Here is a 25,430-nt window from a genome sequence, read left to right as displayed (position 1 = left end):
AACAGGAGGAATAAACAATGAAAAAGCTTTACTCGTTATTATTTGCGCTGCTTCTAGCAGTGGGTGTTTTAGCAGGCTGTGGGGAGAGTACAGACAAGCCTAAGGAAAATGCAGAAAATGGTGAAAAACAAACAGTTCAACAGGAAGAGTCTGCTTTTCCAGTTACAATTAAAGATGCCTTAGATAATGAAGTGGTTATAGAATCGAAGCCTGAAAAGATTGTCTCTTTAATTCCAAGTAATACAGAAATTGCGTTTGCTCTTGGATTAGGGGAAGAGGTTGTTGGTGTTTCTGATTATGATAATTACCCTGAAGAAGTTGCAAATAAAGAGAAAATTGGCGGTATGGAATTTAATGTTGAGAAAATTATTTCTTTAAAACCAAATCTTGTGCTAGCACATGCTTCAAGTGCCCATAATTCAGCAGAGGGTCTAAAGCAGTTAAGAGATGCTGGTATTGCGGTTTTAGTTGTCAATGATGCAAAAAATATTGATCAAGTTTATGAATCAATTAATATGATTGGAACGGCATCAGGAGAGAAGGAAAAGGCTGAAGAGCTTGTTGCTGGCATGAAGGAAAAGTTTGAAGCCATTAAAGAAAAGGCGAAAGAAATAAAGGATGAAGACCGTAAAAAGGTTTTTGTTGAAGTATCTCCTGCACCTGAAATTTATGCAGCAGGTGCAAATACATTCATCAATGAACTGCTTGAAATGATCCATGCGGATAATGTGATTACAGAGGAAGGCTGGCCAAAAATGGATCCGGAGGCCGTTATCGAAAGAAATCCGGATGTAATCATCACAACTCACGGATATTATGTAGAGGACCCTGTTGGAAATGTATTATCGCGTGATGGCTGGCAGGGCATAAATGCTGTTAAAAACAAGCAGGTGGTGGATGTGAATTCTGATGCGGTTACCCGTACAGGCCCAAGGCTTGTTGAAGGAGTAGAGGAACTTGCAAAAGCGATTTACCCGGAAACATTTAAATAATAAAGTTTTTGCTTATATACTTGCAGCTGCTTTTTTAGTGATCGCGATGCTGCTTGGGATTTCAATCGGAACAGTTTCTGTTCCGGCTTTAGATATCATAAAGATTATTGGTACAGAAATTTTCCGTCTATCACCAAATGAACAAATTGATTCTATGTATTCAAATATTGTTATGAATATAAGACTGCCAAGAGTCATACTGGCAGGGCTGGTTGGAGCGTCTCTCGCAATAGCGGGAGCCGCTTTCCAGGGTTTATTAAGAAATCCTCTCGCAGACCCGTATACACTTGGCGTATCATCAGGTGCCTCAGTGGGGGCTGTTATTACTTTATTCTTCGGTCTCTCCATTCCGTATTTGGGCTTATTTACATTGCCATTATTAAGTATCCTTTTTTCATTTATCACGATATTCTTAGTCTTGCTTTTTGCTCGAAAAATTGACCGTTCGATGAAGGTAGAGACGATTATTTTAACCGGGATTATCTTTAGCTCCTTTCTAGGGGCTTTAATTTCCCTCATGATTGCGTTAACCGGCGAGGAATTGAGGCAAATTATCGGCTGGCTACTTGGTAGTGTTTCCATGCGAGGCTGGGATTATATTAAAATTATTCTCCCATTTTTTATTATTGGTTCAGTTATACTAATACTAAATAGTAATGAATTGAATGCAATGTCCTTTGGAGAAGAAAGGGCTCAGCATATTGGTGTAAATGTGCAAAAAAGAAAAATGATGATTTTGATAGCAGGTTCGATTTTAACAGGAGCAGCTGTAGCTGTTTCAGGAACTATTGGATTTGTTGGCCTTGTCATCCCGCATTTGACTAGATTGCTATGGGGACCGGACCATAAGCATTTATTGCCATTGTCCATCTTAACAGGAAGCGGGTTCTTAATTCTCGCAGATCTTGTAGCAAGAACGATTATCTCTCCAACAGAGCTGCCAATTGGCGTTATTACAGCAATTATTGGGGCACCTGCATTTGCGATCATTTTAATGAACAGAAGAAGGGAAAGAAGAGGATAAAGCATGCTTAGCGTCCAACAATTAACTGGTGGATATTCCGGTGATTCCATTATTAAGAATGTATCCTTTGAAATAGAAAAAGGCGAGCTATTTGGGATTTTAGGTCCGAATGGCAGCGGCAAAACGACTCTGCTGAAAATGCTTAGCGGCATATTGCCATATAGCAGTGGAAAAATTGAGCTTATAGAAAAGTCATTAAAAGATTATACACCAAAGGAATTAGCGAAAATTATTGCTGTGCTCCCGCAGCATTCCATCCAAAGTTTTTCTTATACTGTAAAGGAAACGGTTTCACTTGGCAGATATGCCCATCAAAAGGGCTGGTTCCAAACATGGTCCCATGAGGAAGAACAAATCGTTATGCAAGCGATGGAGCAAACGGGCGTTACCCAGTTTGAAAACCATTATATCCATGAGCTGTCTGGGGGGGAAAGGCAGAGGGTTTATTTAGCCCAAGCACTTGCACAGGAGCCAGAAATCCTGCTGCTTGACGAACCGACCAATCATCTCGATCTTTCTTTTCAGAAGGACTTGCTTGATATGTTAAAAGACTGGACGAGGAATCGTGGACTAACTGTTATCTCGATTTTCCATGATCTTAATCTCGCGGGCTTATACTGTGATAGGCTTCTATTATTAGAAAATGGTGAAATTAATATCAAGCACACACCAAATGAGGTTTTAAGAGAAGATCGTATTCGAAATGTCTACAATACAAAAATTGAAAAGCATCCTCATCCCAAAGTGCCTGCACCGCAGATGGTACTGCTTCCAGAAGATACGGATGAGAAAAAAGATTTCTATTGTATTGATGAAAGCTATCTTGAATGTTCAAATGAAAGGCTTGTACTTAGGTCGCCCATTCCGCTTCGGACAATGTCATCTGGTGTAGTCGGTTCCGGAGTAGGCTGGAACCAAATGTTTGTGAATCGTCATGTGGATAAGGACTATGATTGCAGCGATCATCGAAAGGAAATGCAGGATTATTTAAAGGTCCACGGGTTTGAACCTGGAGAAACGGTTGGCATGATGACAGCGGTTATGCTGGAGGATGTATGCTTTCAGCATTATAAAGAAGAGAACTTTGCTGTTTTTATCATCGTAACTGCCGGTGTAGGCAATGCGATTGATGCCGCGAGAAGTGAACAGCACGCCTATCATATGATACCTGGTACGATTAATACGTGGATTTTTGTCAGTGGTGAATTGACGGAAGTAGCCTTTATACAAAGCATTATGACGGCAACTGAAGCAAAAGCTAAAGCTTTGCAAGACCAAGGTGTGAAGGACGCAGTAACAGGTACGATTGCGACAGGAACGTCCACAGATAGCATATTAATTGCATCTACTCAGAGAGGAAAAAAGCTAGAATATGCTGGAACCATTACCGCGCTAGGAAAATTGATTGGCAAAGGTGTATATGAATGCACGCTTGAAGCGGTTCAGAAGAGTAAAAAAAGGGTGACGTTATGATTACCAATCACCTTCTCGCTTTAACGATTGCGGTTATTATTGATCTTTTTGTTGGCGATCCTCCACACTGGCCTCATCCTGTTAAATGGATGGGCTCTTTGATATATAAGCTGGATCAAAGCTTAAATAAGGGCAGCATGAAAAAAATAAAAGGAATATTTATGCTAGTAACGGTTTTGCTCGTAGCAGGAAGCATTGCTTCGCTTCTTATCGGTATTTTTTATTGGATTCATCCTTTGGCAGGGATTTTCATGGAAGCGATCCTCATTTCAACAACAATTGCACAAAAAAGCCTGAAGGAGGCTGCCCTGACGATTTATGAGCCATTGAAAAAGCGAAATATAAAAGAGGCTAGGCAAAAGCTTTCTTACATTGTCGGCCGAGATACAGATAGGTTGGATGAGCCTGAAATGGTGCGGGCAACCGTTGAAACGGTCGCTGAAAATACGAGTGACGGGATAACTGCTCCCTTATTCTGGGCGTTCATCGGTGGTGCTCCTTTAGCGATCATGTATAGAGCGATTAACACATGTGATTCCATGGTCGGCTATCGAAATGAGAAATATAAAGAATTTGGCTTTGCGTCTGCACGACTTGATGATGTCGTTAATTGGATTCCGAGCAGACTGACATCCTTTTGTATACTTATAAGCAGTCGGCCTGCTCACATGCCCTCAGCAGAAGCTTGGAAAATTGTATTCCGTGATGCCAAAAAGCATCCGAGTCCGAACTCTGGCTGGGGAGAAGCCGCAGTTGCGGCCATTCTAGGTGTTCAACTCGGCGGCGTCAATTATTATAAAGGCATCGTTTCCAATCGAGCTACAATGGGAGATTCGCTCGTCCTGCTGGAAAAAGCGCATATCCTTAAAACGAATACAATTGTCACACGGACCGTTCCGATCTTTTTAATATTATTATGGATAGGAGGGATGCTTATTGAATTGGCCCGCACATGGATCTAACCCGCAATATTTATTCTCTGCATTAAAGCTTCCTATGCCTGATCAAAAGATAGATTTCAGTGCAAATATTAATCCTCTTGGTCCTCCGCCTGTATTAAAGGAGAAATGGGATCAGCTTTTTTTCGCTCTTTCAGATTATCCAGATCCATTAGGATATGAGCTGAAGAAAAAGCTTGCTGAAAAGGAAAAGATCGAAGAAAGTCATATATTAATTGGCAATGGAGGAGCAGAGCTTATTGCTCTTATCGGAAGAATGCTGGCAGGAAAAAGGGCGCTCATTGTGCAGCCAGCTTTTTCAGAATATGAAGAAGCGTGCATGGTGAATGGCTGTGCTGTCGATTATCATCAGCTAGTGCCCGGTCACTGGGAATTAGAAATAGAAGAGCTAGCAGCTAAGCTTGGCAATAAAGATGCTTTATTCCTATGTAATCCATGTAATCCAACCGGAGTCTATTACTCTAAATCAACTCTTATCGAATTGATCAAAGAATGTAAGAGACAAGATTGTCTTTGCATTATAGATGAAGCTTTTTACGATTTTCTTTCTGAATATGAATCCATCATTCCATACATTCAAGAATTCTCAAATCTGATCGTCATCCGATCCATGACAAAAATGTTTGCTATTCCAGGCTTGCGACTTGGCTACTTGATGGCGAATCCTACCATCATTGCTCAACTAGCTGCCGCTCAGCCGCATTGGAGCGTGAACGCACTTGCATTAAGTGCTGGTGAATGGTGCATCGAAAGTGATGCCCATATTAAGGCAACAAGAAATCTTATTCAGAACGAAAGGGAAAGGCTATTCTACTTTTACAAAGAAAAGGAATTTGTTGTGTCCCCTTCACGAGTGAACTTTTATTTATTAAAGGATCCGAGCATTGGTGACCAAATGCCGCTTTTTCAGTTTTTAATTACAAAAGGAATCATTCCAAGGCATACGATGAATTTCCCTGGATTACAAGGCAGGTGGCTTCGATTTGCTATAAAAAGCCCGAATGAAAATGATCGATTGATGGAGGCGGTGGAGGAATGGCGGAATCGTCTTTAATCTTTATTAGCGGGGGAGTACGCAGTGGGAAAAGCAGTTTTGCAGAAAAGCTTGCTGCTGATTACGCTCAAGAAATAGATGGTCAGCTTCATTATATTGCAGCAGGCCAGTCGAGCGATCCAGAGATGGAAGAGAGAATACGGAGACATCAAAATGATCGTCTTGAGAGTGGTCTTAACTGGACAACATGGGAGCAGCCTGTCGAATTAACGAAACTAAGGCATACGTTTCAAAGCAAGGATATTGTGTTGCTGGATTGTTTAACGACTCTATTAAACAATGAATTTTTCAGTCAGGATGAGATGTGGAAGAGTCCTGATTTTCAAAAGCAAGTGATGGCATCCATTATGGAGGGAATTGAACAGATAGCCCAAAAATGTCATCATTTTATTATCGTTAGTAATGAAGTCGTATACGAACCGCTTGGAGATCGTGAATTAGTCTATATTTATGGAAAAATGCTAGCTCAGCTTCATCGAAATATTGTAGCAAAAGCATATCAAGCTTTTCTCGTCGAGGCTGGCATTCCACTCCTGATGAAAGGAATCGAAAGAGCATGAAAGGGATTATGATTCAAGGGACGGCATCAGATGTAGGCAAAAGCCTTATTGCAACCGCTCTTTGCCGAGCATTTGCCAATGAAGGATTTCGTGTAGCTCCCTTTAAATCACAAAATATGTGTAATTTTTCATATGTTACTCAGGATGGGAAAGAAATAGGCAGAGCACAAGGGATTCAGGCAGAGGCAGCAAAGACAATCGCAAATGAATGGATGAATCCTATTTTGCTAAAACCGAGAGTGGATCATCAATCAGAAGTTGTTTTCCTCGGAAAGTCCATGGAAACGATTTCCGGAAAGAGCTATCGAGAATCGTTTTATGAAAAGGGGATTCAGGCTATCGAAATCGCTCTTAAGAAATTATCTATGGACTATGAACTGCTTGTCATGGAAGGTGCGGGAAGTCCAGTTGAGATCAATTTAAAAGATAAAGAGCTTGTCAATATGAAGGTAGCTGAAATGGCTGATGTTCCGGTGATTTTAGTAGCTGATATTGAGAGAGGCGGTGTCTTCGCGAGCATCGTTGGAACACTGGAGCTGTTTACGATAGAAGAAAGACAAAGAGTACAGGGGATCATTATTAACAAATTCCGCGGTCATCCAGATTTATTCGCGGATGGGGTCAGATGGATCGAGGAAAGAACGGGCATTCCTGTGATTGGCGTTCTCCCCTATATCGAAAATCATATGATTGCTAAAGAGGACTCATTATCAAAACCGCAGGATGCTGAGAAAGAACGGACAGATTTATATAGCTTTCCAAGTGAATTAGAGGATAGCAAGTATGATGAGCTTGCCGGCAGGTTGCTGAAGCATCTCGATTGGGAGAAGCTGAAAGAAATAATGAATAAATGGGGCAATGCAGATGAAGTGGATTAAAGGTTTACTTATCAATCTACAGTTTTTCACTTCGATTCCGATTCCTTTAGAACTTCCAATGGATCGTGCTCATCTTGAAAAAGCAATCAAAATCTTTCCTTTACTTGGCCTAATCCAGGGTGGAATTTACTCATTTATCCTCTATTTCATTCTTCACTGGACGCCGTTTTCTGATTTAACAGCAGCATTTGCTGTTTGGCTGGCAGGTATTGTTTTAACAGGCGGTATTCATCTGGATGGGTGGATGGATTCAAGTGACGCATTCTTTTCCTATCGCGATCAAAGCAAAAGGCTAGAAATTATGAGCGACCCGCGAACAGGAGCGTTCGGTGTACTATCTGTCATTGTTTTGTTAAGCGCCCGTTTTTTATTTATTTATGAGATTATCCAGCTTATGCATCCAATTACTTATGTCCTCATTGCATTTCTGCCTTTTTTCAGCAAGATGGTCATGGGGGTGCTGCTTCTTACGGTGAAGGCAGCTAAAAAAGAAGGCTTGGGCACGATGTTTAAAGAGGCGTCTAATGAAAGGACACTTTTCATCTATCCTATCTATATCATAATCTTGCTGGGCATTACTTCTATGATGCAAGTGGATGTGGTAGGGGGGATCCTTTTCTTTATAATCCTCTCCGTATTAGCCTTGCTGTATTTGCAAAGGAAAATAATTAGCTGGTTTGGCGGGTTAACAGGAGATGTGCTTGGAGCAAGTGTAGAAGGAACGGAGCTGCTGCTATGGATGACCTTGTGGTTATGGCATTATTTCGCCATGGGCTAACGGAAGCAAATCAGCGTCATGCTTATCTTGGCTGGACGGATTCGCCGCTTTGTGAAAAAGTGCCAAGAGCATCATGTAACTATGAGCATCTGTTCTCAAGTGATTTAGGAAGATGTCTTGAAACGGCAAAAATGATGTTCCCAGATTCCAGCGCCGAAATGCTTAGTGAATTTCGTGAGATGAACTTTGGGCTCTGGGAAGGAAAGACATATGAAGAGCTTAAGGATGATTTAGATTATCAGAATTGGCTTTCTGCGCCGTTTTCCTTTAAACCTCCTAATGGAGAATCCTTTACCGAGTTTTCTGAAAGGGTAGAGCACGGCTTCTTGAAAGTAATGGAGAGAATCATGGCATCTACGGTGAGAAAAGCTGCTATTGTCACACATGGCGGCGTCATTCGATACTTATTAACGAAATATGCACCAGAGAAAAAAGATTTCTGGGCGTGGAAGGTTGCTCATGGACAAGGCTTTGAACTCGTCTGGAAATTGGATGATTTAAGGAGTGGAGACAGATGCACTTTGTTACGGGAGGTTCCTTTAATGGAAAATCTAAATGGGTGAAGGAATATTATCAATTAAAGGATTCGAATCATTTATGGATTTCTTTTTATGAAAAAGAACAGGTTTTGGTGAATCCTGTTTTAGTAGAAGACCCAATGGTCATTCTTGAAGGTATCGAGGTATGGATAAAGGATCTGGCTGCACAATACGAAGTCAGTCAGGCTCGGGAAAAATGGCGTTTGTTCCTATCTTCATGGCTTGAATGGGAAAATAAGGATGGGAACAGGAAGGTTATTTTAATAGGGACGGATATATCGAAAGGAATTGTCCCTATGCATGCCGAAGAACGTAAATGGCGTGATATGACGGGCTGGGCCTATCAAGATATCGCACGCACTGCAGACAGAGTGGAACTCATATGGTATGGCATTAGCCAAAAAATAAAATAAAGGGGTAATGACGATGAGAATTTACACACGTACAGGGGATAAAGGGAAAACAAGCATTATTGGCGGCAGAGTGGAAAAGGATGATATTCGAGTAGAAGCGTATGGAACGATAGATGAAGTGAATTGCTTCGTTGGCCAGGCCATGACTCAGCTTGATTCAGAGAAATTTCAAGATATTTTAGATGACTTGGAAAAAATTCAACATGAATTATTTGATTGCGGCGGCGACTTAGCCAATGTTATGAAGGACCGCCAGTTGAAATTAACGCAGGAATCAGTAGATTATTTAGAAAAGAAAATTGATGCTTTTATTGAAGAAGCGCCGAAGCTAGAGAGATTTATTCTGCCTGGAGGGACTCCTGCTGCTGCTTCGATTCATATTGCCCGTACTGTGTCGAGAAGAGCGGAAAGATTAGTTGTTTCCTTAAAGAAAGCGGATCCGGAAATTTCAGAAGCTGCTCAAACCTATTTAAATAGACTGTCAGATTATTTCTTTGCTTTAGCAAGGGTTATTAATTTCCGCCTCAATGAAAAGGATGTTGAATATGTCCGCAGTGCGAAGGTATTTCGTGAAGGGAAGCGCAAGGAGGATAAGTAAATGAAAAGCATGAAAATGGCTTTGGTTGGTTTGTTAGTAGCACTTACTGCTGTTGGTGCTGCTATAAAGATCCCAGCCATTATTGGCAGTGTGGCTTTAGATGCCTTTCCAGCAATGCTTGCAGCGGCTCTTTTAGGAGGGCCAGCTGGTGCAGTTGTTGGCGCTATGGGACATTTGCTTTCAGCGATAATTGGCGGAATGCCAATGGGGCCGTTTCATGGGATTGTTGCCATTGAGATGGCAATCTTAGCTTTTGTTTTTGCCGTCCTGTATAAGAACGGAAAAAGGTGGCAGGCTGGAGTAGTATTTGTTCTTGGGAATTCGTTTGCAGCACCGCTTCCATTTATGTTTTTAATGAGTAAAGCATTCTATCTTTCTATTGTTCCATCATTATTAATAGGGTCTGTTTTGAATACGGTGATTGCGTTAATTCTTATTCCACGATTGTCCCGATTGGTTACACCAATGCTTTCTAAGGCGAGGATGAATCGATGAGGGATGTATTAATCATCCCTTTTAATGGAGAAGAATCGATCGTGATAGCAAGCGACAACAGTGGGGCAATCGGGTCCAGGGACATGGATGTTGTCCATGTCCCTTATGAAACGGTTGCCTATTACTGTTTTCGAGTAGCGGTGATGGAATGTATGGCAGCAGGTGCACAGCCATTTGCGATTACGGTGCAGAACTTTTGCGGGGAATACGCTTGGTCTCTTTTGTTAAACGGAATAAAACAAGGAATAGACGAGTTAGGACTCGAAGGAATCCAGATTAACGGCAGTACAGAAAGTAATTTTACCCTCGTGCAGTCTGCACTGGGTATAACAGTTCTTGGCAAAAAGAATAACGGATTTTTGCTTGATCCACTTCTTTATTCGGAGAAAACAAAGCTTGCAGTTATTGGCGCTCCATTAGTTGGTGATGAGGTCGTGGAAAAGGCTGCAGAAATTACCCCATTGGCTCTATTTAAATGCCTTTGTAATATGAAGGGTGCAGTTCTTTTGCCAGTCGGCTCGAAAGGCATTCTTGCAGAAATCAATCGCTTATTTTCTAATCAATCATTTGATGGAACCGAAATAATGACAAATGTGGATATTCATAAATCCTCAGGCCCGTCGACTTGCTTTATCGCAGTTTTTCCACTAGCAATGGAGAGGGAGATAAAGATGGTGGCTGGTCAATATTTTCATGGAATTGAAGTGATAAAATGCTGAAATTATATTTCATTAGACATGGAGAAACAGAGTGGAATGTACAAAAAAGGATGCAGGGCAGGTTGGATTCTGCTTTAACAGAGAAAGGGGAAAATGATGCGCGTTTACTAGGAGAAAGGCTTAGCGGTACAGTGTTTGAGCGGATCATATCTTCTCCAAGCGATCGAACGATCAAAACTGCAAACCTGGTTAATCAAGATGGGACTACACTTATTGAAACCGATAGAAGACTAATGGAAATTGATATGGGAGATTGGCAGGGATTAAGGGAAGATGAGATAGAAAAATTGTATCTCGGGCAATTTCATGCATTTTGGAACGATCCTGCAGCTTATAAAAGCGTTGGAGGAGAAAGCTTCTTTGACGTGAAAAAGCGAATCTCTGAATTTTTGGCAGATTTAGAGAGGACAGTCCCAACAGGGAATGTCCTTGTAGTGACGCACGGAGTTGTTATTAAAGTACTCTATCTTCTCTGTAGAAATGCACCAATCGAAGAACTTTGGAATCCGCCGTTTATTCATGGGACGAGTCTTACGATTATTCAAGTTCAAGACGGAAAGATGGAATTGCTTTTGGAAGGATGTACGGAACATAGCAGGTAGGCTTAATTAGAAAAACTTGGCGTTCGCCAAGTCCTTTTTGGCGAATGCCTTAGTTTCTCTTATGCGATCTTATTAGCAGATATTTAATAGAACACACTCTTTGCTTTAGCACGTTAATAGACTTAAACTTTCCTTTTAGCTCAAAAAAACGCTGCCATTGAACAAGGCAGCGTTTATGTCAATTATCTCTCTTCCCCTGCTGATTGTTCAGCATGGAATGTCCATTTGAGCTTTAAAGAATCCCCTTGGAACTGGTTCTGATCCTTTTTATTTTCCATGAAAACAAATCGAACTTTGAAGAGGTCTGAATCGCCTGCTTTAAGACCAGATTCTCTTCCAAAGAAGCCTTTCACAACATCAGGATTATCAATCAGCTTGTCCAATGTCATTTTTCTGTACACATTATTAAGTTTGTCATCATTAACAAGGAATTGTACCATGAAATGCTTAGCAAGATCTTCTGTATTGTCACCTTTCGCATCAATTATTTCAATGTCTGTATCCAGTAAGACCTTTGAAATATCCAAGCTCCCTTTGTTCTCAAGCTTAAATTCACGAACCATCCAATCTCCAGGCTTTAAATTATTAATATCGATAATGACTTCTGGATTAACGGCTAAATCTAAAGTCCCTGCAGTGAATTGATTATTAGTAACTTCCGTGTCGCTAAAATAGGCAAATGTTCCTCCTCCAACTAATGATAATCCAAGTGATGCAGCAGCGATCCCTAAACCTAATTTCTTTTTAAATGACATATTTTCTCCTCTTTTCTCTTTTTGTATAATTTTAAAGCAGTTCTCTAAGTATTCACTTGATGTTCTTTATTAAGAACCTATAATATGAATATAATTGAATCCATTTTATAAAACAACTATTAAAATGGATTATTCGTGCTATATAAAGAACGAATTACTTCCGTTTTCTCACTGATGCTCCTATTTTCCTAATTTTATAAAAAATATTAAAATAACCCAAACTAAACACCTAATTAAATCAAAGTATATATGAAACACTGCCTATATAAAGTAAATAACTAGGGTGTAGGTTATAGGAATAAAGGAATAACTTTTTTTGATAAATTGTCTTGCCTTTCTACAAAATAAAAATCCCAAAGCCTACGCTTAGGGATTATTTCACTCGTTAAGAAAGTTTAAGTTTATTAACGTATTAAAGTAAATCTTAAATTTATCGCAGATTAACGGGCAGTAAGACCCCCACTTCAAGGATTCGCGTATGCAAAGAAGAGTAAGAGGGGGATCAACTGCCTGTAAATGCCCATAAAATGAACACAGACTAAAAGCACCACATCGTGTGGCAATGTCTGCGTGACCCACTTCCTGTGGGCCGCAACTAACCATCAGTGGGGGGATGAAGAAAAACCCCCACTGATGGAAGTTTCACTTTATTTTGGTTTACCAAAGTCCAAAACACTCACCATGAATAGCTCATAGCACGAAAGGCATACTTCGGAAGGACTTGGCGAACACCAAGTTTTTCTTAAAAAAATCGTGGAAAAGTGGAAACAAAGCTTTGTTAGTTTCCAAATTTTAAAGATATTCGCGAAAAAGGTGGAAACAAAGCTTTGTTAGTTTCCAAATTTTAAAGATATTCGCGAAAAGGTGGAAACAAGAGCCGCTTAGTTTCCCATTTTTAAAAAAAATCGTAGAAAAGTGGAAACAAAGCTTCGTTAGTTTCCAAATTTTAAAGATATTCGCGAAAAAGATGGAAACAAGAGCCGCTTAGTTTCCCATTTTTAAAAAAAATCGTAGAAAAGTGGAAACAAAGCTTCGTTAGTTTCCAAATTTTAAAGATATTCGCGAAAAAGATGGAAACAAGAGCCGCTTAGTTTCCCATTTTTAACTATCTTTTCTATTTTTCCTTTACCTCTTCCCATTCTTCTCTAAGTACACCCATTCGGATGGAGTCATAGTATTCGCCCTCATGAAAGCGGCATTTTCTCATTCTGCCTTCAAGCTTCATGCCGATTTTTTCGGCAGCGCGCATCATTCTTTTATTGCCGGACCAAGTTGTGATACCAACTCGTACAAGCGGCATTGACGAAAACAGATAGTCAACCCAAAGAGTAAGGGCTTCTGTTCCGTATCCGCCATTCCAATATTCAGGATCATAAATGGCAATCCCAGCCTCAAGCCAATTCGACTCTTTATGCTCCCAGTAATAACTGACGCTACCTATTAACTTGCCATCCGCTTCTATTGCCATTCTTGGAATGGCTCCATCTGTAGGTTTAGGAATGAATGTCTTTTTAAAGTCTTCAAACTCTTTGAAAAAAAGAGGAAAATAAGGCGCGTCCCATTTCTTCCATTCTGGATTTTCAGTCCCATAAATGTACGTCCAAAAAGTCTTTAAATCCTCATCTTCAATCGGACGGATTATTACTTTCTTCCCTATTAACGAAAGCAATTTAGTCATTCGTTCAACCCCATTCATTATATTTAACTTTATTGTATCAGATTTATTTTAATAATTAGGAAAATTTAGGATGTGTGATCTGACGCTAGTATCGAATCTTTCAAATTACTAAAAGGGAATTGCATTTTTCATAGAGAATTTTAAGTAAAGTACGATAAATCATATAAAAGCAGGTGAAAGTATGAATTTGAAAATGGGGTACGTCATTTTGTATGTTGAAAATCTCGAAAAGACAAAGCATTTTTATGGTGAGCTATTAGGTTTAGAGCTTAAGAATGAATTTGGTACATACATCGAATACAACACGGGAGCTACGATTCTTTCTTTTAACACGAGGGAAGATGTCCGTGAGCTTACAGGTCTTCCGATTCCAGATGGTATAAGAAAGGAACAGACCTTCGAAATTGGATTTGTCACGGAGGAAGTAGAGGCTGTTGTTGAAAAGTTTCGTGAAGCAGGAGTAAAAGTACTGATGGAGCCTGTTGTAAAGCCGTGGGGACAAAAGGTTGCCTATGTGGAAGATCCGGATGGGCATTTCATTGAGATTTGTTCACCGATAGAGTAAAAGGGTGAGGAGAAATTAAATGGATGTCGTTTTTCAAACGGAAAGTGCCGTATTTAATTTTCGAGTTGCTGGTATTTGGATAGTGGATCATCATGTTCTCTTGCATAGGAATGTAGATGATGTCAACTGGGCGCTTCCTGGAGGCAGAGTTGTAATTGGTGAAGACACACAAACAAGTATTGCAAGAGAATTTGCCGAAGAGCTTGGCGCACAGGTAACGGCTGAGAGACTGCTTTGGACCAATGAAAATTTCTTTACATACAAAGGAAAAGAGTTTCATGAGCTAGCCTTCTACTATAAAATTTCTTCAGAAGAAACTGCTAGATTCTTTAAAACGGAGTCATTCAATGGACTTGAAGGTGATAGATGGATTTATCAATGGATGCCTATTGATGAAATCAACAAAATCGTTTTATTTCCTGAGTTTTTAAAGGAAGGAATAAAAGAAATGCCTGAATACACGCAGCATATTGTTGATAGAGCAAAGAGTAGTATTTAGCTCAACTTTCGCAGCATGAAATAGGTAGACAATTCTTGATATAACGTCATTGGAAGATGCAGCACGACTAGAAAATCCCTGAGGTTCTGTTACTGAGATGAACTGTATATTAAAAAATAAATTCCAATAGGAAAAGAGGATAAATTCAATGGGAAAAATTATTGCATCGGTAAGCACCACTTTAGATGGAGCTTTTACAGGACCAAGCGGGGATGAGGATAATATGGTAAGTTGGGCTATGCCGGGTGTCATAGACGCGATGGATGATAATTTGGCCATGTTCCAGAAGGCTGAAGCTCTTCTGATGGGCCGTGTAACCTACACGGGATTCGCTACTTACTGGCCCTACCAAGAAGGCGCATGGGCGGACGCCATGAACAAGACGCCTAAATATGTAGCTTCTCGCAATAAAGAGCTTCAGGATGTGCAGTGGGGCGATTACAACGACACGATCTTCCTGCTTGACGGCGGGCTAAGCCAGGCGGTGTCTAAGCTTAAAAGTGAGATCAACGGTAGCATTGTAATTCCGGCAAGCGCAGATCTTATACAGAGCCTTATGAATGCGGGACTGGTGGACGAGCTTAGTATGATTGTCCACCCAGTCATCCTGGGTTCCGGAAGGCGGTACTTCGAGAACATGGCCGATCGGCATGACATGAAGCTTCTAAGTACCAAGCTTTATGAAACAAGCGGTTCGATCCGGCTGCGTTATGAAATCATTAAGAAAAAAAGCCGGATTGGATAGCGTACGCGACAATGGATGACGAGTAAGAGTGAGGAAGCTGTGTAAGTTAGTTTCTTTATCTGCTTTTCAATAGAGATTGATCTTCCAATAAAGGATGCCCTTCTGAAATAAAAAGGCGTCCTTTTTTCAATTCAGGTTAATAAGAAGGTTCATAAACTCTAATTGTCATTAATTAGTAAAGTTTAAAACCTGCAAAAACACGGGAGAGTTCAAAACCTTCTTAATTTAATTGATGCTACAATGAATAATAGATATTTGAACTGGGGAAGACCATTAAATAGGAAGAAGGAACGAAAGTGATGGCCAATTTATGTACACCAGCTATTCAATATTGCGAAAAAATGATAGAAAGAAAAATACGGTACGATTCCACTGAAGTAGAACATAGCTGTATACGGTTAAAAGCACAAAAACAAAATGTCGTGCTTTTTCATAAAATACTAGATTCCTTTACAATGATAGCCGAGCAAACAAGATTAACCATTCCTAAAGGCAGTTATACCATTGCATATTACTGGAAAGATCGTCCATATAATTTATATATTTGGAGAGATCATAATGGAAATTATTTAGGCTCCTATTTTAATATTGTAAAAAATACATATATGACGGATAAATTGGTATCCTTTGAGGATTTAATCGTAGATATTATGGTCCTTCCCAATGGAGAGTACTTTATTTTAGACGAAGATGAATTACCTGAGTCAATAGATAAATTTGAAAATGGTTCAGTTCGCCACATCCTAAACTCATTAACGGATTCTATTGATATTATTCTAGCTCAAAATATTTCAGAAGCTGAAAATACCTTTAAACATGAGGAGCTTCTTCCTTTGTTGAATTAAAGTTAAAAAAGTTAAGTGGAGGTGCGCGAGTATATGAATAACCAATTTTATCTAATAAATGCTTTTCAAAAAATGAATTTAAAGGAAACCCTGCAGCAATCGTTTTCTTGACTGAGGAAAGATCAGATGAATGGATGAAATCCATGGCAAAGGAGCTTAACCAGCCGATTACAACTTTTATTACAGAAAAAGATGAAAGCTGTTATCACCTTCGATGGTTTACAACCACAAAGGAAATTGAATTATGCGGACATGGTACATTAGGTGCTGCTCATATTCTGTGGAGCGAAGGTTATGCCCCATCAGGATCGCCTATTACAAAGCAGTTAGTTGAAAATGGAATTTTGAACGTAATAAGCAGTACATTTTATGCAATTGGCAATAGAAAAGAAGGTTTCATCTGACTTGTCTCCTACATACATATAAGATATGGGCGAATGAATGAAAATCTTTTTATTTGAAAAAAATTCCTCAATAAATCCACCTTAATCACTCCCTTTCTTCATTCACTAAGTGGTAAAATAGGAAAGTGATCGAGAATGGAGGTTCATATTTTTTATGAAAACTAAGATTGGACTATTATATGGAGGGAAATCCGCTGAACATGAAGTATCTATGCAGACAGCAATGGCTGTTCTAAAGGCATTAGATTTAGAAAAGTTTGAGATACACCCTCTTTATATATCTAAGGATGGACAATGGAATAAAGGACCACAACTAACTGGACCAGTCACGAACCTAAAAGAACTGGAATTCTCCAACAAGGAAGCATTGCCTCCGACGGCTTTAGCTCCAGCTATGTTTCATTCAGCTAAAGAAGAAAAAAGTTCTTTTGACGTTATTTTCCCGCTATTGCATGGACCAAATGGAGAAGACGGTACTGTTCAAGGATTACTTGAGCTTCTCAATCTTCCTTATGTAGGAAACGGTGTCCTTTCTTCTTCCGCAGGGATGGATAAAGTCATTATGAAAAATATTTTTGCTCAAGCTGGCTTGCCGCAAGTAAAGTATGTTTGGTTTATTCGTAGTGAATGGGAAAAAGAAAATGAAGCAGCCTATCAAAAGGTAGAAAGTGAACTAGGGTATCCATGCTTCGTCAAACCGGCAAACCTTGGCTCTAGCGTCGGCATTAGCAAATGTACGAATAAGGCTGAACTTGAAACAGCGTTTGCAGAAGCATTCAAATTCGACCGTAAAATTATTATTGAAGAGGGCGTCGTAGCAAGAGAAATCGAAGCAGGCGTTCTTGGGAATGATCATCCAGAATGCTCAGTGGCTGGTGAAATTGTTCCGAAAAAGGATTTTTACGATTATAAGGCAAAATATCAAGATGGAGAAACCGCATTAATTATCCCAGCGGAAATAACCGAGTCTGAATATAATGAGCTAAAGGAAATGGCGATTCGTGCATTTAAAGCCCTTGATTGTTCAGGACTTGTTAGGGCGGACTTCTTTTTAACCCGTGAAGGAAAATGGTATATTAATGAAGTAAATACAATGCCAGGTTTTACACCATTTAGCATGTTCCCGCTGCTTTGGAAACACACTGGAGTTGAATATCCTCAGTTAATCGAACGCCTTGTGAATTTGGCTATTGAAAGACATACAGAAAAGCAAAACATTAAATACACAATGGAATAAGTTAGGAACACGGCGAATTTGCCGTGTTTCTTGGCTATTAGGTTAGTTATAATAAATGAGTTAAAATAATAATGACAAAATGAGACCAAAAAAGAGAAGAAACTAGCGAAAAATGGTCACAAAGAGAGATATATTGACCAGTAAACAGTTGCAATCGATAAAAATAGTTAAGATACTAGTATCTTGATTTTACATATACCTAAGAATTCGTGTCATAACGATAAATCTGAATGATGCGGATGTCTAAGAGGAGGCAGCCGATGATAACAAGAACGCTTAAAGAGATATCTGAATGGATCAAGATTGAAAATGAAATATCCATTTTTAACGATGCAGTCATTAGTGGTGTAAGCATTGACTCTAGAAAGATTAATTCTGGGAATATATTCGTCCCATTTAAAGGTGAGAATTCCGATGGCCACCGATTTGTAGAGGATGCCATCAAGAAAGGTGCTTCTGTAGCCCTTTGGCAAAAGGATGTTCCGAATCCGCCTTTGCATCTCCCTATTTTAGTTGTAGAAAATACGCTAATCGCATTACAAGAGTTAGCTAGAAATTACCGTGATGTGCTTAATGTACGAGTTGTCGGTATTACAGGCAGCAATGGCAAGACAACAACAAAAGACATGACAGCCAATCTGCTATCTGTTAAATATAAGGTTCAAAAAACAGAAGGAAATTTTAATAATGAAATCGGTCTTCCATTAACGATCTTGGGCTTAGAAGAGGATACGGAAGTCGCTGTCCTTGAGATGGGAATGAGCAGTAAGGGTGAAATTGACTTTCTAACCCGTCTGGCACGCCCAGAGGCAGCAATCATAACAAATATTGGCGAATCCCACCTGCTCGATTTAGGGTCAAGAGAGGGAATTGCTGAGGCTAAATTAGAAATTATGAACGGACTTCAAGAAAATGGATTACTTACTTATTATGGAGATGAACCGCTTCTAAAAGAACAGCTAACAAATTACGCTGGAGATTCGAACATTCGAACATTTGGCAGAAGTGAGAAAAATGATATTTTCCCTGTGGAAATTGAACAGAATGATATAGGAAGTATCTTTAAAGTAAATACTTCCAATGTGGAGTTCAAGCTCCCTGTCTTAGGGATACATAATGTATTAAATGCTTTAGCAGCGATGACGGTAGCCGACTATTTTGGTGTTCCATTTGAAAAAATGAATGAAGGATTCGCAGAACTTAAGCTAACAAATATGAGGACAGAGCTTCTACAGGGTAAAAAAGGCGAAAAGATTATTAATGATGCCTACAATGCAAGCCCAACCTCTATGCTTGCGGCGATTGAGCTTATTTCTCAACTCCCTGGATATAAAAAGAAAATTCTTGTCCTCGGTGACATGCTAGAACTAGGTCCCCAAGAAAAGGAATTTCACATTAAAATGGGTGAATCGATTGATTCCGATAAAATTGACTATGTCTTTACATTTGGAAAGCTAGGGGAATGCATAACAGAAGGAGCTAAAACGAAATTAGCAGCAGATCAAGTATTCGCTTTTACTGAAAAGCTGCCGCTTATTGAAAAGCTTGAAAAGCTAGTCAATGAGGAAACGATTGTTTTAGTAAAAGCTTCGAGAGGCATGAGGTTGGAAGAAGTCGTAAATGCCCTGCAATAAAAGGCAGCAAAGCAATGAATGCCTCATGGAAAAATTGGGATGCAGGATGCAATCGATCTGTTCTATTGAAGATTAATGAGAAATTAGAACAGAACTAAATGAGAATAGCTTTTTTGACTTGCAAGCCATTTCTTATTTGCGGTCCTAAATTGAACGTGTTGTAAGTTATAACGAGGAAAAAACGAAGAATAGTCGTCTAGAAAATATAAATGAAGGTTTATTAACCCTATATTTATATAATAATGTTTAATGCTGTATTAGATAGAAACAAATCCCTGTTCCATGTGGAACAGGGATTTGTTTTAGAGCTTTTTCTTATAATCCAATCATAAAGTGAAGAATCATAAAGATCACTCCTAAAAGCATTGGTGAGATGGCTAAGACGGTTAAACTTCCAGCCTTGCTGATATAGCTCTCAAATGGATTGGCCGCCTCCGAGGCAAGGTATCGAATCAGACGGTCCAATTTCTTTCTTTTTAATGGAATATCGGGAATTTCAAATTGATCGGAATCTAAATGCCATTGTAAAAAGGGATCTATTTTTACCGAGGAGTTATTGTGATTTTCTTTGTTCAAGTTCTTCTACCTCCAAAAGCTTACGTAATGCTTTCAATGAATGATGCAGTCTTGATTTTACTGTTCCTACAGGAATGCCGATAATTTCTGCGATTTCTGCATGTGGCATGTCATGATAATAGCTTAAGAGAATGACTGCTCTATGGTTCTCTGGTAATTTCATTATAGCTTCTCGTATGGTGATTCTATCCGCACTATTAATAGCCTCTTCGCTTGATTGAGGTATTAAAAAGGGAATTAAGCTTCTCCATTTTTTTCTTCTATTAAGCTTCGTAATCATTAAACTATAAGCAATTTGAAATAAATAAGTCTTCACACTGCCCTTATCAGGATGAAAATTATTTTTATAGCGATGTAATTTCATAAAGGCATCCTGAACAAGATCCGCACTTAATTGTTCATCTCTCGTATAGCGAAATAAAAAAGAGAATAAGGAAGGCTTTAACAAAGTATAAAGCTGACCGAAAGCTTCTTCATCCTCTTCCTTTACGACTCTCATGAAAAGGTTCGTTTCAAACGCTTTATCGGTCATTTCGGGATATCTCCTTGATCCCCTTGAGAATTTGTGACAGCCTCATGATGAAATACAGTGAACTCACTATAACCCATACCTGACCTTGGTTAGTAAAAAATTGAACATATGGATTTTCGATTGTTTCCCCACGAGATATTAAGAAATTTAGTGCTTGAACACAAATAATCGTGTAAATCGCTAAAGATACTGTTACCGTATCAAATACATTCCAACGAAAAATGATTTTCGATTTGTGGAAATTAATTTTTCTATTTTCGCGAACAATATATTTTCTGTCCATTGGAATCACTAATAATAAAATGATGACCATCATGATACCGCCTACAATCATTGAGACGATAAAACCGATATTATCCATTCTCACAATCCTCTTTTCTTCTTCTTTTGATACTTATACAAATTGGAGGGGGCAGTGGTTCAAAAGGGATTCGATATTTTTTAACTAGTATTTCTGTGATGAGTGCGGAAATCCTTTTTAAAGAAATAAATTTCAAGTAAGCTGGAAATTTTAGTTGCATTTATTTTCCATCTATCATATAGTGTGTATATAGATATAAACAGTATAACAGTTTGGTTAGGAGGAAATAATTATGAGTGAATGGAAACAAGCGTGTTGGCTTGCGATGTTTGAAGTGAAATCATCGTTGAAGGGGATTATTACACTAGCTGCGATGGCCTTAGGATTACCGTTGTTTTTTACAGAGTTGATTTCTTTTTCCGTATTGGAGGATGCTCCGATCGTCTATGATTTTTTCTTTGTATTTATATTTTGGACTGTTGCTGCTTCGTTAAGACCAAAGGAGATTCAGTTGAAGAAAATGAGCGGAGACTCGTGGGTTTCACCATATTTTATTATGCTGAATCAATTGCCAATTAAGAAGAACGTACTTGTTATGAGTAGATTTATTAGCTATTTCTCGATTTCAATCCCTTTTCATGCATTGTTTCTAACAATATATTATGCCCTTTCTCCTGAGCTCAGAGAAGTAATGCCTAATGCTTCGTATATTGTGTTTTCAATTATTTGGATTTGCTTTGGTATTATGAGTGGATCCATATTCCCTGCCAGTGATGTGGGTGAAAAGTTGAGTACATGGAAAATAGTGGTTTTTAATATTTTCTTCTTCGGTGCAATCATTGCAATTTTTTTAGGATTTTATTTTGTATACGGTCAAGGGATTGTTGCTGGAACCATACATGCTGCAAATGAATGGCCTCTACTATCAATAGCGGTGTCGATTCTGATAGCCGTCATGGGTTTCCTTTATTCCAAGGGCTATATTTATAAGAAAATTGATAAAGTTGACTATTTAGTATAAGGGATCTACCAAGGAAGGAGGCGATCGTCATAGAACTCCCTATTCGACTTTCAAAGGATTCAAGAGTACCAATTTATCACCAAATTGAAGAGCAAATTAAAGCCCTTATAGCTGGGGGGCAGCTGCCAGCAGGGACACCGCTGCCATCTATTCGAGTTCTTTCAAAGGAGCTAGAAATAAGCGTTATCACGACAAGGCGAGCATACCAGAATCTTGAATACGAAGGATTTATTCGAACTACACAAGGAAAAGGCACTTTTGTAGCGGAAGTTGAAGCCGCAAAAATGGTGAGTGTAACTGTATCAGCTGTCTATCAAGCAATTGAAGAGGCGATTGAAACAGCTTTAAGACATGATTATACGATTGAACAAATTGAAGGCGTTTTTCAGGAAGTGATAGATAAATTTAAGCATAAAGGGGAATCAAAAAGCGATGGAAAAGTGGATTGAGATTAATCACGTCATGAAGAAGATAGATGATTTTCAGCTTGGACCTTTAGATGTCTCCTTTGAGCCGGGGACTATTATAACCATCGTCGGGGATAACGGTGCAGGAAAAAGCACATTATTAAAGCTCCTCATGCATTTAGCTCCAATCAATAAAGGAGAGATCAAGGTATTTGAGCAGGTTGTTGGTGGTCAGGAGGAAGAGTGGAAAAGAAAGATCGCCTATATGCCGCAAACGGTATTAGGGTGTGATTCTTTTAATGGAATGCAGCTTAGAGAGATTGTGTCCAAGTGGTATCCTACATGGAATCAATCGATTTTTGATGAGATTGTGGAGAAGTATAAAATCCCTCTGACCAAAAAATATGGGAAATTATCACAAGGTGTGCAGCAAAAGCTTAATCTCGCTTTAACTCTAGCAAGAGATACAGATATTCTCATTCTTGATGAACCAACTGCTCATATGGATATTCCTTCTAAGCAGATGCTTATGGATCTTCTCGTTCAATGGATGGACCGTGGAGAAAAGCTCATGATTATCTCCACACACCAAATTGAGGACATTAGAAAGTTAGCCGATTATTTAGTTATTGTTCGAGAGGGACAATTAATTGGGAAATTTGAAAAAGAAGAATTATCTGGGCGTTACAAAAGATATTGGATGGAGGAGCCTCTCCCAAATGGATCCATTCCAGGAGAAATTGATCGTAAAAACGGACGAATTCTTGTCAGTGATCGATTCGAGGAGACGGAGCAATTTTTTACTCACAATCAATTAAGATGGATTAATGTGGAGTCTTTAGAAATAGAAGAAATCATTACTTATATGCTGACAGACAGAAATTAAAATGGAGGATGTGATAGTAGATGAGTAAGCCGATTCTTTCAGTCAATCAAGTTGGAAAATCATTTAAAGATAAAAGAATTATTGAGAATATTTCCTTCGATGTTCACAAAGGAGAAATCATGGCCATTTTAGGTCCAAATGGAGCGGGGAAATCAACGACGATCCGCAATATCATGGGCATTATGTATCCAGATGAAGGCTCAGTGATCTTTCATAATCAAGCAGCTGGTGATATTCCTCGCCATACAATCGGGTATCTGCCTGAAGAAAGAGGACTATATAAAAAGGCAAAAATAATAGATCTTCTCCTTTATTTTGCTGAATTAAAAGATTATCCACTTAAAAAAGCCCGCAAACGCGCATTAGAGTATTTAGCAAAATTTGGACTTGAGGGGAAAGAAAAAGCGAGTATAGAAGAATTATCGAAAGGAATGGGACAGAAGGTCCAATTCATTGCCTCGGTCATTCATGAACCGGAATTGCTGATTTTAGATGAACCCTTTTCTGGTCTCGACCCTGTAAGTCAGGAAGTTTTCAAGAAGGAAATAAAAGAATTGGCAGAAAACGGGACTTCTATTCTATTATCCTCTCATCAAATGAATTTAGTAGAAGAATTATGTGATCGGCTTTTTATGATTAATAAAGGCAAGAAAGTAATACATGGTGTATTAGATGATGTAAAGAAACAATATGCCAACTTTAAATGTACCATTCGCGGTGAAAATGATGTAAAAACACTAGAGCGGATATCGCATGTACAGCGAATTGAGCAAGAAGGAGAGCAATTCACTATATATTTAGATGCACATATTAAGCCAACTTCCTGGCTTAGGCAGCTCCCTGATTCGATCAATATAGAGGAATTGTCACTTGATCGTATATCTTTACATGAAATTTTTATCGATATTGCAACAGGCAAAAATGCATTACAGGAAGCGGGTGTTCAAACATGAAAAACAGCTTGAAGGTAGCTAAATGGGAATATAAACAAAATATGAATAGCAAGTCATTTATTATTTCATTATTTTTAACCCCGCTTTTTTTTATTGCGTTTTCTCTTTTTCCTGCGGTTTTTGATGCTCTTAAGAGTGAACCTGAGCCTGTTAAGGTTTATCTTCATGATGAAATAGGCATTAGAGATCAAGCTGAAACATTTCTTAAATCACAGGGAGTCAAATGGGAAATTGAGAATATATCTACAGACGAAGTGGCATTAATAAAGGATAAGTTGATTAAAGAGAAAAATAGTGCTTTTGTTTCATTTTCCGAAGAAACTTTGAAGAATGGTGAAGTAAAGGTTTATACAAGTAAGAAAATCGACAAGGATTTCAACAAACAAGTTCAACTGCTTAAAAGTCCGATTCAGCGCCTGCAGATTGAACGTCTTAATATACCTGAAGAGGAAATGGACGTATTAACAAAAGGTATTGAGATAGAAGCAACCCCTGTCACGGAAAAAGCAGAGGATAAAACAAAGGACCCGTTGAAACGTATAATCCCTGGTGTATTTGCAGGAGTTATCCTTTTTTCCATTGTTATTACTGGAATGATGATTTTTCAAAGCGCAAGCCAAGAAAAGAAAGAGAAAGTAGCTGAAATAGTGCTTTCATCTTTAACCTCATCAGAACTAATGCAAGGGAAGATTATTGGTTATTTCGCTCTCGGCATAACACAAGTATTCGTATGGATTCTATTGATTATTCCATTTATCGCCTGGAAATCTGATATTCCAATACTTGAATATTTAATTGTACCAGAGACGCTTTTGCTGCTCTTAATCGCCATTGCAGGGTATTTAATGTTTGCGGCGATATTTGCAGGAATAGGTGCCACCATTGAGGATGTTAATACGGCAGGAAACTTCCAAGGCTTTGTTCTTCTTCTTCCGTGGCTGCCGCTTATTTTGATAAAACCTGTTTCAGCCAATCCGGAAGGGATCATTGCACAGATCGGTTCTTATTTTCCGTTAACATCACCAGGTATATTAATCATTCGACTGTCAATGATGGAAAGCTGGCCGTGGATGGAAATAGTTATTTCACTAGTCATTTTAATTGCGACCATCTGGGTTTTAATGAAATTGGCAGGTAAGATTTTTAAAACAGGAATGCTTATGTATGGGAAAAATGCAACGCCGAAAGAAATCTTAAAGTGGTTATTCCATTCGTGATGAATGAATACAAAAGCAGTCGGACCAAAATATACCAAGCTTTTCACTAACATAGATAGGTACAAAAAGTGTATTATAATAGATAATTACA

General features: G+C 38.9%; 31 protein-coding genes and 1 pseudogene. 27 read left to right on the top strand and 5 right to left on the bottom strand.

Going from position 1 to position 25,430, the window contains the following annotated elements:
- The first annotated feature begins 17 nt into the window (after positions 1-17).
- From KHA94_RS20615 to KHA94_RS20550, 14 genes are read left to right on the top strand one after another with little or no spacing between them, the layout of a single operon-like run.
- Positions 18-992, top strand: a complete 975-nt coding sequence (locus KHA94_RS20615; RefSeq protein WP_213104009.1) for an ABC transporter substrate-binding protein — start codon at positions 18-20, stop codon at positions 990-992.
- Positions 958-2,016, top strand: a complete 1,059-nt coding sequence (locus KHA94_RS20610; protein WP_213104008.1) for a FecCD family ABC transporter permease — start codon at positions 958-960, stop codon at positions 2,014-2,016. The genes KHA94_RS20615 and KHA94_RS20610 overlap by 35 nt, the downstream gene beginning before the upstream one ends.
- Positions 2,017-2,019: 3 nt before the next feature.
- Positions 2,020-3,489 (top strand): heme ABC transporter ATP-binding protein, encoded by a 1,470-nt coding sequence (locus KHA94_RS20605; RefSeq protein WP_213104007.1) that lies wholly within the window; start codon positions 2,020-2,022, stop codon positions 3,487-3,489.
- The gene (gene cbiB, locus KHA94_RS20600; protein WP_213104006.1) at positions 3,486-4,451 is read left to right on the top strand and encodes an adenosylcobinamide-phosphate synthase CbiB; all 966 of its coding nucleotides are present in this window, start codon (positions 3,486-3,488) and stop codon (positions 4,449-4,451) included. The genes KHA94_RS20605 and cbiB overlap by 4 nt, the downstream gene beginning before the upstream one ends.
- Positions 4,426-5,502, top strand: coding sequence for a threonine-phosphate decarboxylase CobD (cobD, locus tag KHA94_RS20595; RefSeq protein ID WP_213104005.1), 1,077 nt, complete (start codon positions 4,426-4,428; stop codon positions 5,500-5,502). Before cbiB ends, cobD begins: the two co-directional genes overlap by 26 nt.
- Entirely contained in the window at positions 5,484-6,062 is a 579-nt protein-coding gene (locus KHA94_RS20590) for a bifunctional adenosylcobinamide kinase/adenosylcobinamide-phosphate guanylyltransferase (RefSeq protein ID WP_213104004.1), read from the top strand. The genes cobD and KHA94_RS20590 overlap by 19 nt, the downstream gene beginning before the upstream one ends.
- Positions 6,059-6,940 (top strand): cobyric acid synthase, encoded by an 882-nt coding sequence (locus tag KHA94_RS20585; protein ID WP_213104003.1) that lies wholly within the window; start codon positions 6,059-6,061, stop codon positions 6,938-6,940. The genes KHA94_RS20590 and KHA94_RS20585 overlap by 4 nt, the downstream gene beginning before the upstream one ends.
- Positions 6,927-7,718, top strand: coding sequence for an adenosylcobinamide-GDP ribazoletransferase (gene cobS, locus KHA94_RS20580; protein WP_213104002.1), 792 nt, complete (start codon positions 6,927-6,929; stop codon positions 7,716-7,718). Before KHA94_RS20585 ends, cobS begins: the two co-directional genes overlap by 14 nt.
- The gene (locus tag KHA94_RS20575; RefSeq protein ID WP_213104001.1) at positions 7,676-8,281 is read left to right on the top strand and encodes a histidine phosphatase family protein; all 606 of its coding nucleotides are present in this window, start codon (positions 7,676-7,678) and stop codon (positions 8,279-8,281) included. The genes cobS and KHA94_RS20575 overlap by 43 nt, the downstream gene beginning before the upstream one ends.
- Complete coding sequence (locus tag KHA94_RS20570; protein WP_213104000.1) at positions 8,233-8,670, top strand: bifunctional adenosylcobinamide kinase/adenosylcobinamide-phosphate guanylyltransferase; 438 nt, start codon at positions 8,233-8,235, stop codon at positions 8,668-8,670. Before KHA94_RS20575 ends, KHA94_RS20570 begins: the two co-directional genes overlap by 49 nt.
- 13 nt (positions 8,671-8,683) lie before the next feature.
- Entirely contained in the window at positions 8,684-9,268 is a 585-nt protein-coding gene (locus tag KHA94_RS20565) for a cob(I)yrinic acid a,c-diamide adenosyltransferase (RefSeq protein ID WP_213103999.1), read from the top strand.
- Positions 9,269-9,763, top strand: a complete 495-nt coding sequence (locus tag KHA94_RS20560) for an ECF transporter S component (RefSeq protein ID WP_213103998.1) — start codon at positions 9,269-9,271, stop codon at positions 9,761-9,763.
- Positions 9,760-10,482 carry an ATP-binding protein gene (locus tag KHA94_RS20555; RefSeq protein WP_213103997.1) on the top strand — a complete coding sequence of 241 codons (723 nt, stop codon included), beginning with the start codon at positions 9,760-9,762 and terminating at the stop codon, positions 10,480-10,482. Before KHA94_RS20560 ends, KHA94_RS20555 begins: the two co-directional genes overlap by 4 nt.
- Positions 10,476-11,084 carry a histidine phosphatase family protein gene (locus KHA94_RS20550; RefSeq protein WP_213103996.1) on the top strand — a complete coding sequence of 203 codons (609 nt, stop codon included), beginning with the start codon at positions 10,476-10,478 and terminating at the stop codon, positions 11,082-11,084. The genes KHA94_RS20555 and KHA94_RS20550 overlap by 7 nt, the downstream gene beginning before the upstream one ends.
- Positions 11,085-11,266: 182 nt before the next feature.
- Here KHA94_RS20550 and KHA94_RS20545 read toward each other — a convergent pair whose 3' ends face one another.
- Entirely contained in the window at positions 11,267-11,839 is a 573-nt protein-coding gene (locus KHA94_RS20545) for a TasA family protein (protein ID WP_213103995.1), read from the bottom strand.
- A gap of 1,114 nt (positions 11,840-12,953) precedes the next feature.
- Positions 12,954-13,517, bottom strand: a complete 564-nt coding sequence (locus tag KHA94_RS20540) for a GNAT family N-acetyltransferase (protein WP_213103994.1) — start codon at positions 13,515-13,517, stop codon at positions 12,954-12,956.
- A 181-nt stretch (positions 13,518-13,698) separates the two neighbouring features.
- Between KHA94_RS20540 and KHA94_RS20535 the strand changes: the two genes are divergently transcribed.
- From KHA94_RS20535 to KHA94_RS20505, 7 genes are all read left to right on the top strand, one after another.
- Positions 13,699-14,082, top strand: coding sequence for a VOC family protein (locus KHA94_RS20535; protein WP_213103993.1), 384 nt, complete (start codon positions 13,699-13,701; stop codon positions 14,080-14,082).
- 19 nt (positions 14,083-14,101) lie between these two features.
- Positions 14,102-14,581 carry an NUDIX hydrolase gene (locus KHA94_RS20530; RefSeq protein WP_213103992.1) on the top strand — a complete coding sequence of 160 codons (480 nt, stop codon included), beginning with the start codon at positions 14,102-14,104 and terminating at the stop codon, positions 14,579-14,581.
- Positions 14,582-14,729: 148 nt separating this feature from the next.
- Positions 14,730-15,326 carry a dihydrofolate reductase family protein gene (locus KHA94_RS20525; RefSeq protein ID WP_213103991.1) on the top strand — a complete coding sequence of 199 codons (597 nt, stop codon included), beginning with the start codon at positions 14,730-14,732 and terminating at the stop codon, positions 15,324-15,326.
- A gap of 299 nt (positions 15,327-15,625) precedes the next feature.
- Positions 15,626-16,171, top strand: a complete 546-nt coding sequence (locus KHA94_RS20520; protein ID WP_213104188.1) for a ribonuclease FAU-1 family protein — start codon at positions 15,626-15,628, stop codon at positions 16,169-16,171.
- Positions 16,172-16,215: 44 nt separating this feature from the next.
- Complete coding sequence (locus tag KHA94_RS20515) at positions 16,216-16,575, top strand: PhzF family phenazine biosynthesis protein (RefSeq protein WP_213104187.1); 360 nt, start codon at positions 16,216-16,218, stop codon at positions 16,573-16,575.
- Positions 16,576-16,729: 154 nt separating this feature from the next.
- Entirely contained in the window at positions 16,730-17,812 is a 1,083-nt protein-coding gene (locus KHA94_RS20510) for a D-alanine--D-alanine ligase (RefSeq protein ID WP_213103990.1), read from the top strand.
- 260 nt (positions 17,813-18,072) lie between these two features.
- A complete protein-coding gene (locus KHA94_RS20505; RefSeq protein WP_213103989.1) occupies positions 18,073-19,446 on the top strand; it encodes a UDP-N-acetylmuramoyl-tripeptide--D-alanyl-D-alanine ligase in 1,374 nt (457 codons plus the stop codon).
- Positions 19,447-19,761: 315 nt separating this feature from the next.
- Here KHA94_RS20505 and KHA94_RS20500 read toward each other — a convergent pair whose 3' ends face one another.
- From KHA94_RS20500 to KHA94_RS20490, 3 genes are read right to left on the bottom strand one after another with little or no spacing between them, the layout of a single operon-like run.
- Entirely contained in the window at positions 19,762-20,022 is a 261-nt protein-coding gene (locus KHA94_RS20500) for a hypothetical protein (RefSeq protein ID WP_213103988.1), read from the bottom strand.
- Positions 20,000-20,521 carry an RNA polymerase sigma factor gene (locus tag KHA94_RS20495; protein ID WP_213104186.1) on the bottom strand — a complete coding sequence of 174 codons (522 nt, stop codon included), beginning with the start codon at positions 20,519-20,521 and terminating at the stop codon, positions 20,000-20,002. The genes KHA94_RS20500 and KHA94_RS20495 overlap by 23 nt, the downstream gene beginning before the upstream one ends.
- Before the next feature lie 22 nt (positions 20,522-20,543).
- Positions 20,544-20,915, bottom strand: coding sequence for a group-specific protein (locus KHA94_RS20490; RefSeq protein ID WP_213103987.1), 372 nt, complete (start codon positions 20,913-20,915; stop codon positions 20,544-20,546).
- Positions 20,916-21,147: 232 nt separating this feature from the next.
- On the opposite strand from KHA94_RS20490, the gene KHA94_RS20485 reads away from it, so the two are divergent.
- From KHA94_RS20485 to KHA94_RS20465, 6 genes and pseudogenes are all read left to right on the top strand, one after another.
- Positions 21,148-21,876, top strand: a complete 729-nt coding sequence (locus KHA94_RS20485; RefSeq protein ID WP_213103986.1) for a hypothetical protein — start codon at positions 21,148-21,150, stop codon at positions 21,874-21,876.
- Positions 21,873-22,079 (top strand): annotated as a pseudogene (locus KHA94_RS26565) (GntR family transcriptional regulator); the annotation flags it as partial. The gene KHA94_RS20485 and the pseudogene KHA94_RS26565, both read left to right, overlap by 4 nt.
- An 81-nt stretch (positions 22,080-22,160) precedes the next feature.
- A complete protein-coding gene (locus KHA94_RS26560) occupies positions 22,161-22,325 on the top strand; it encodes a hypothetical protein (protein ID WP_338030846.1) in 165 nt (54 codons plus the stop codon).
- Positions 22,309-23,169 carry an ATP-binding cassette domain-containing protein gene (locus tag KHA94_RS20475; protein WP_213103985.1) on the top strand — a complete coding sequence of 287 codons (861 nt, stop codon included), beginning with the start codon at positions 22,309-22,311 and terminating at the stop codon, positions 23,167-23,169. Before KHA94_RS26560 ends, KHA94_RS20475 begins: the two co-directional genes overlap by 17 nt.
- 20 nt (positions 23,170-23,189) lie before the next feature.
- Entirely contained in the window at positions 23,190-24,122 is a 933-nt protein-coding gene (locus tag KHA94_RS20470) for an ABC transporter ATP-binding protein (protein ID WP_213103984.1), read from the top strand.
- The gene (locus KHA94_RS20465; protein ID WP_213103983.1) at positions 24,119-25,339 is read left to right on the top strand and encodes an ABC transporter permease; all 1,221 of its coding nucleotides are present in this window, start codon (positions 24,119-24,121) and stop codon (positions 25,337-25,339) included. The genes KHA94_RS20470 and KHA94_RS20465 overlap by 4 nt, the downstream gene beginning before the upstream one ends.
- Positions 25,340-25,430 lie beyond the last annotated feature (91 nt).

Origin of the sequence: Cytobacillus citreus (assembly GCF_018343665.1) — a bacterium.
In the GTDB taxonomy this organism is placed as follows: domain Bacteria; phylum Bacillota; class Bacilli; order Bacillales; family Cytobacillaceae; genus Cytobacillus; species Cytobacillus citreus.
This window is presented reverse-complemented; position numbering and strand designations above follow the sequence as displayed.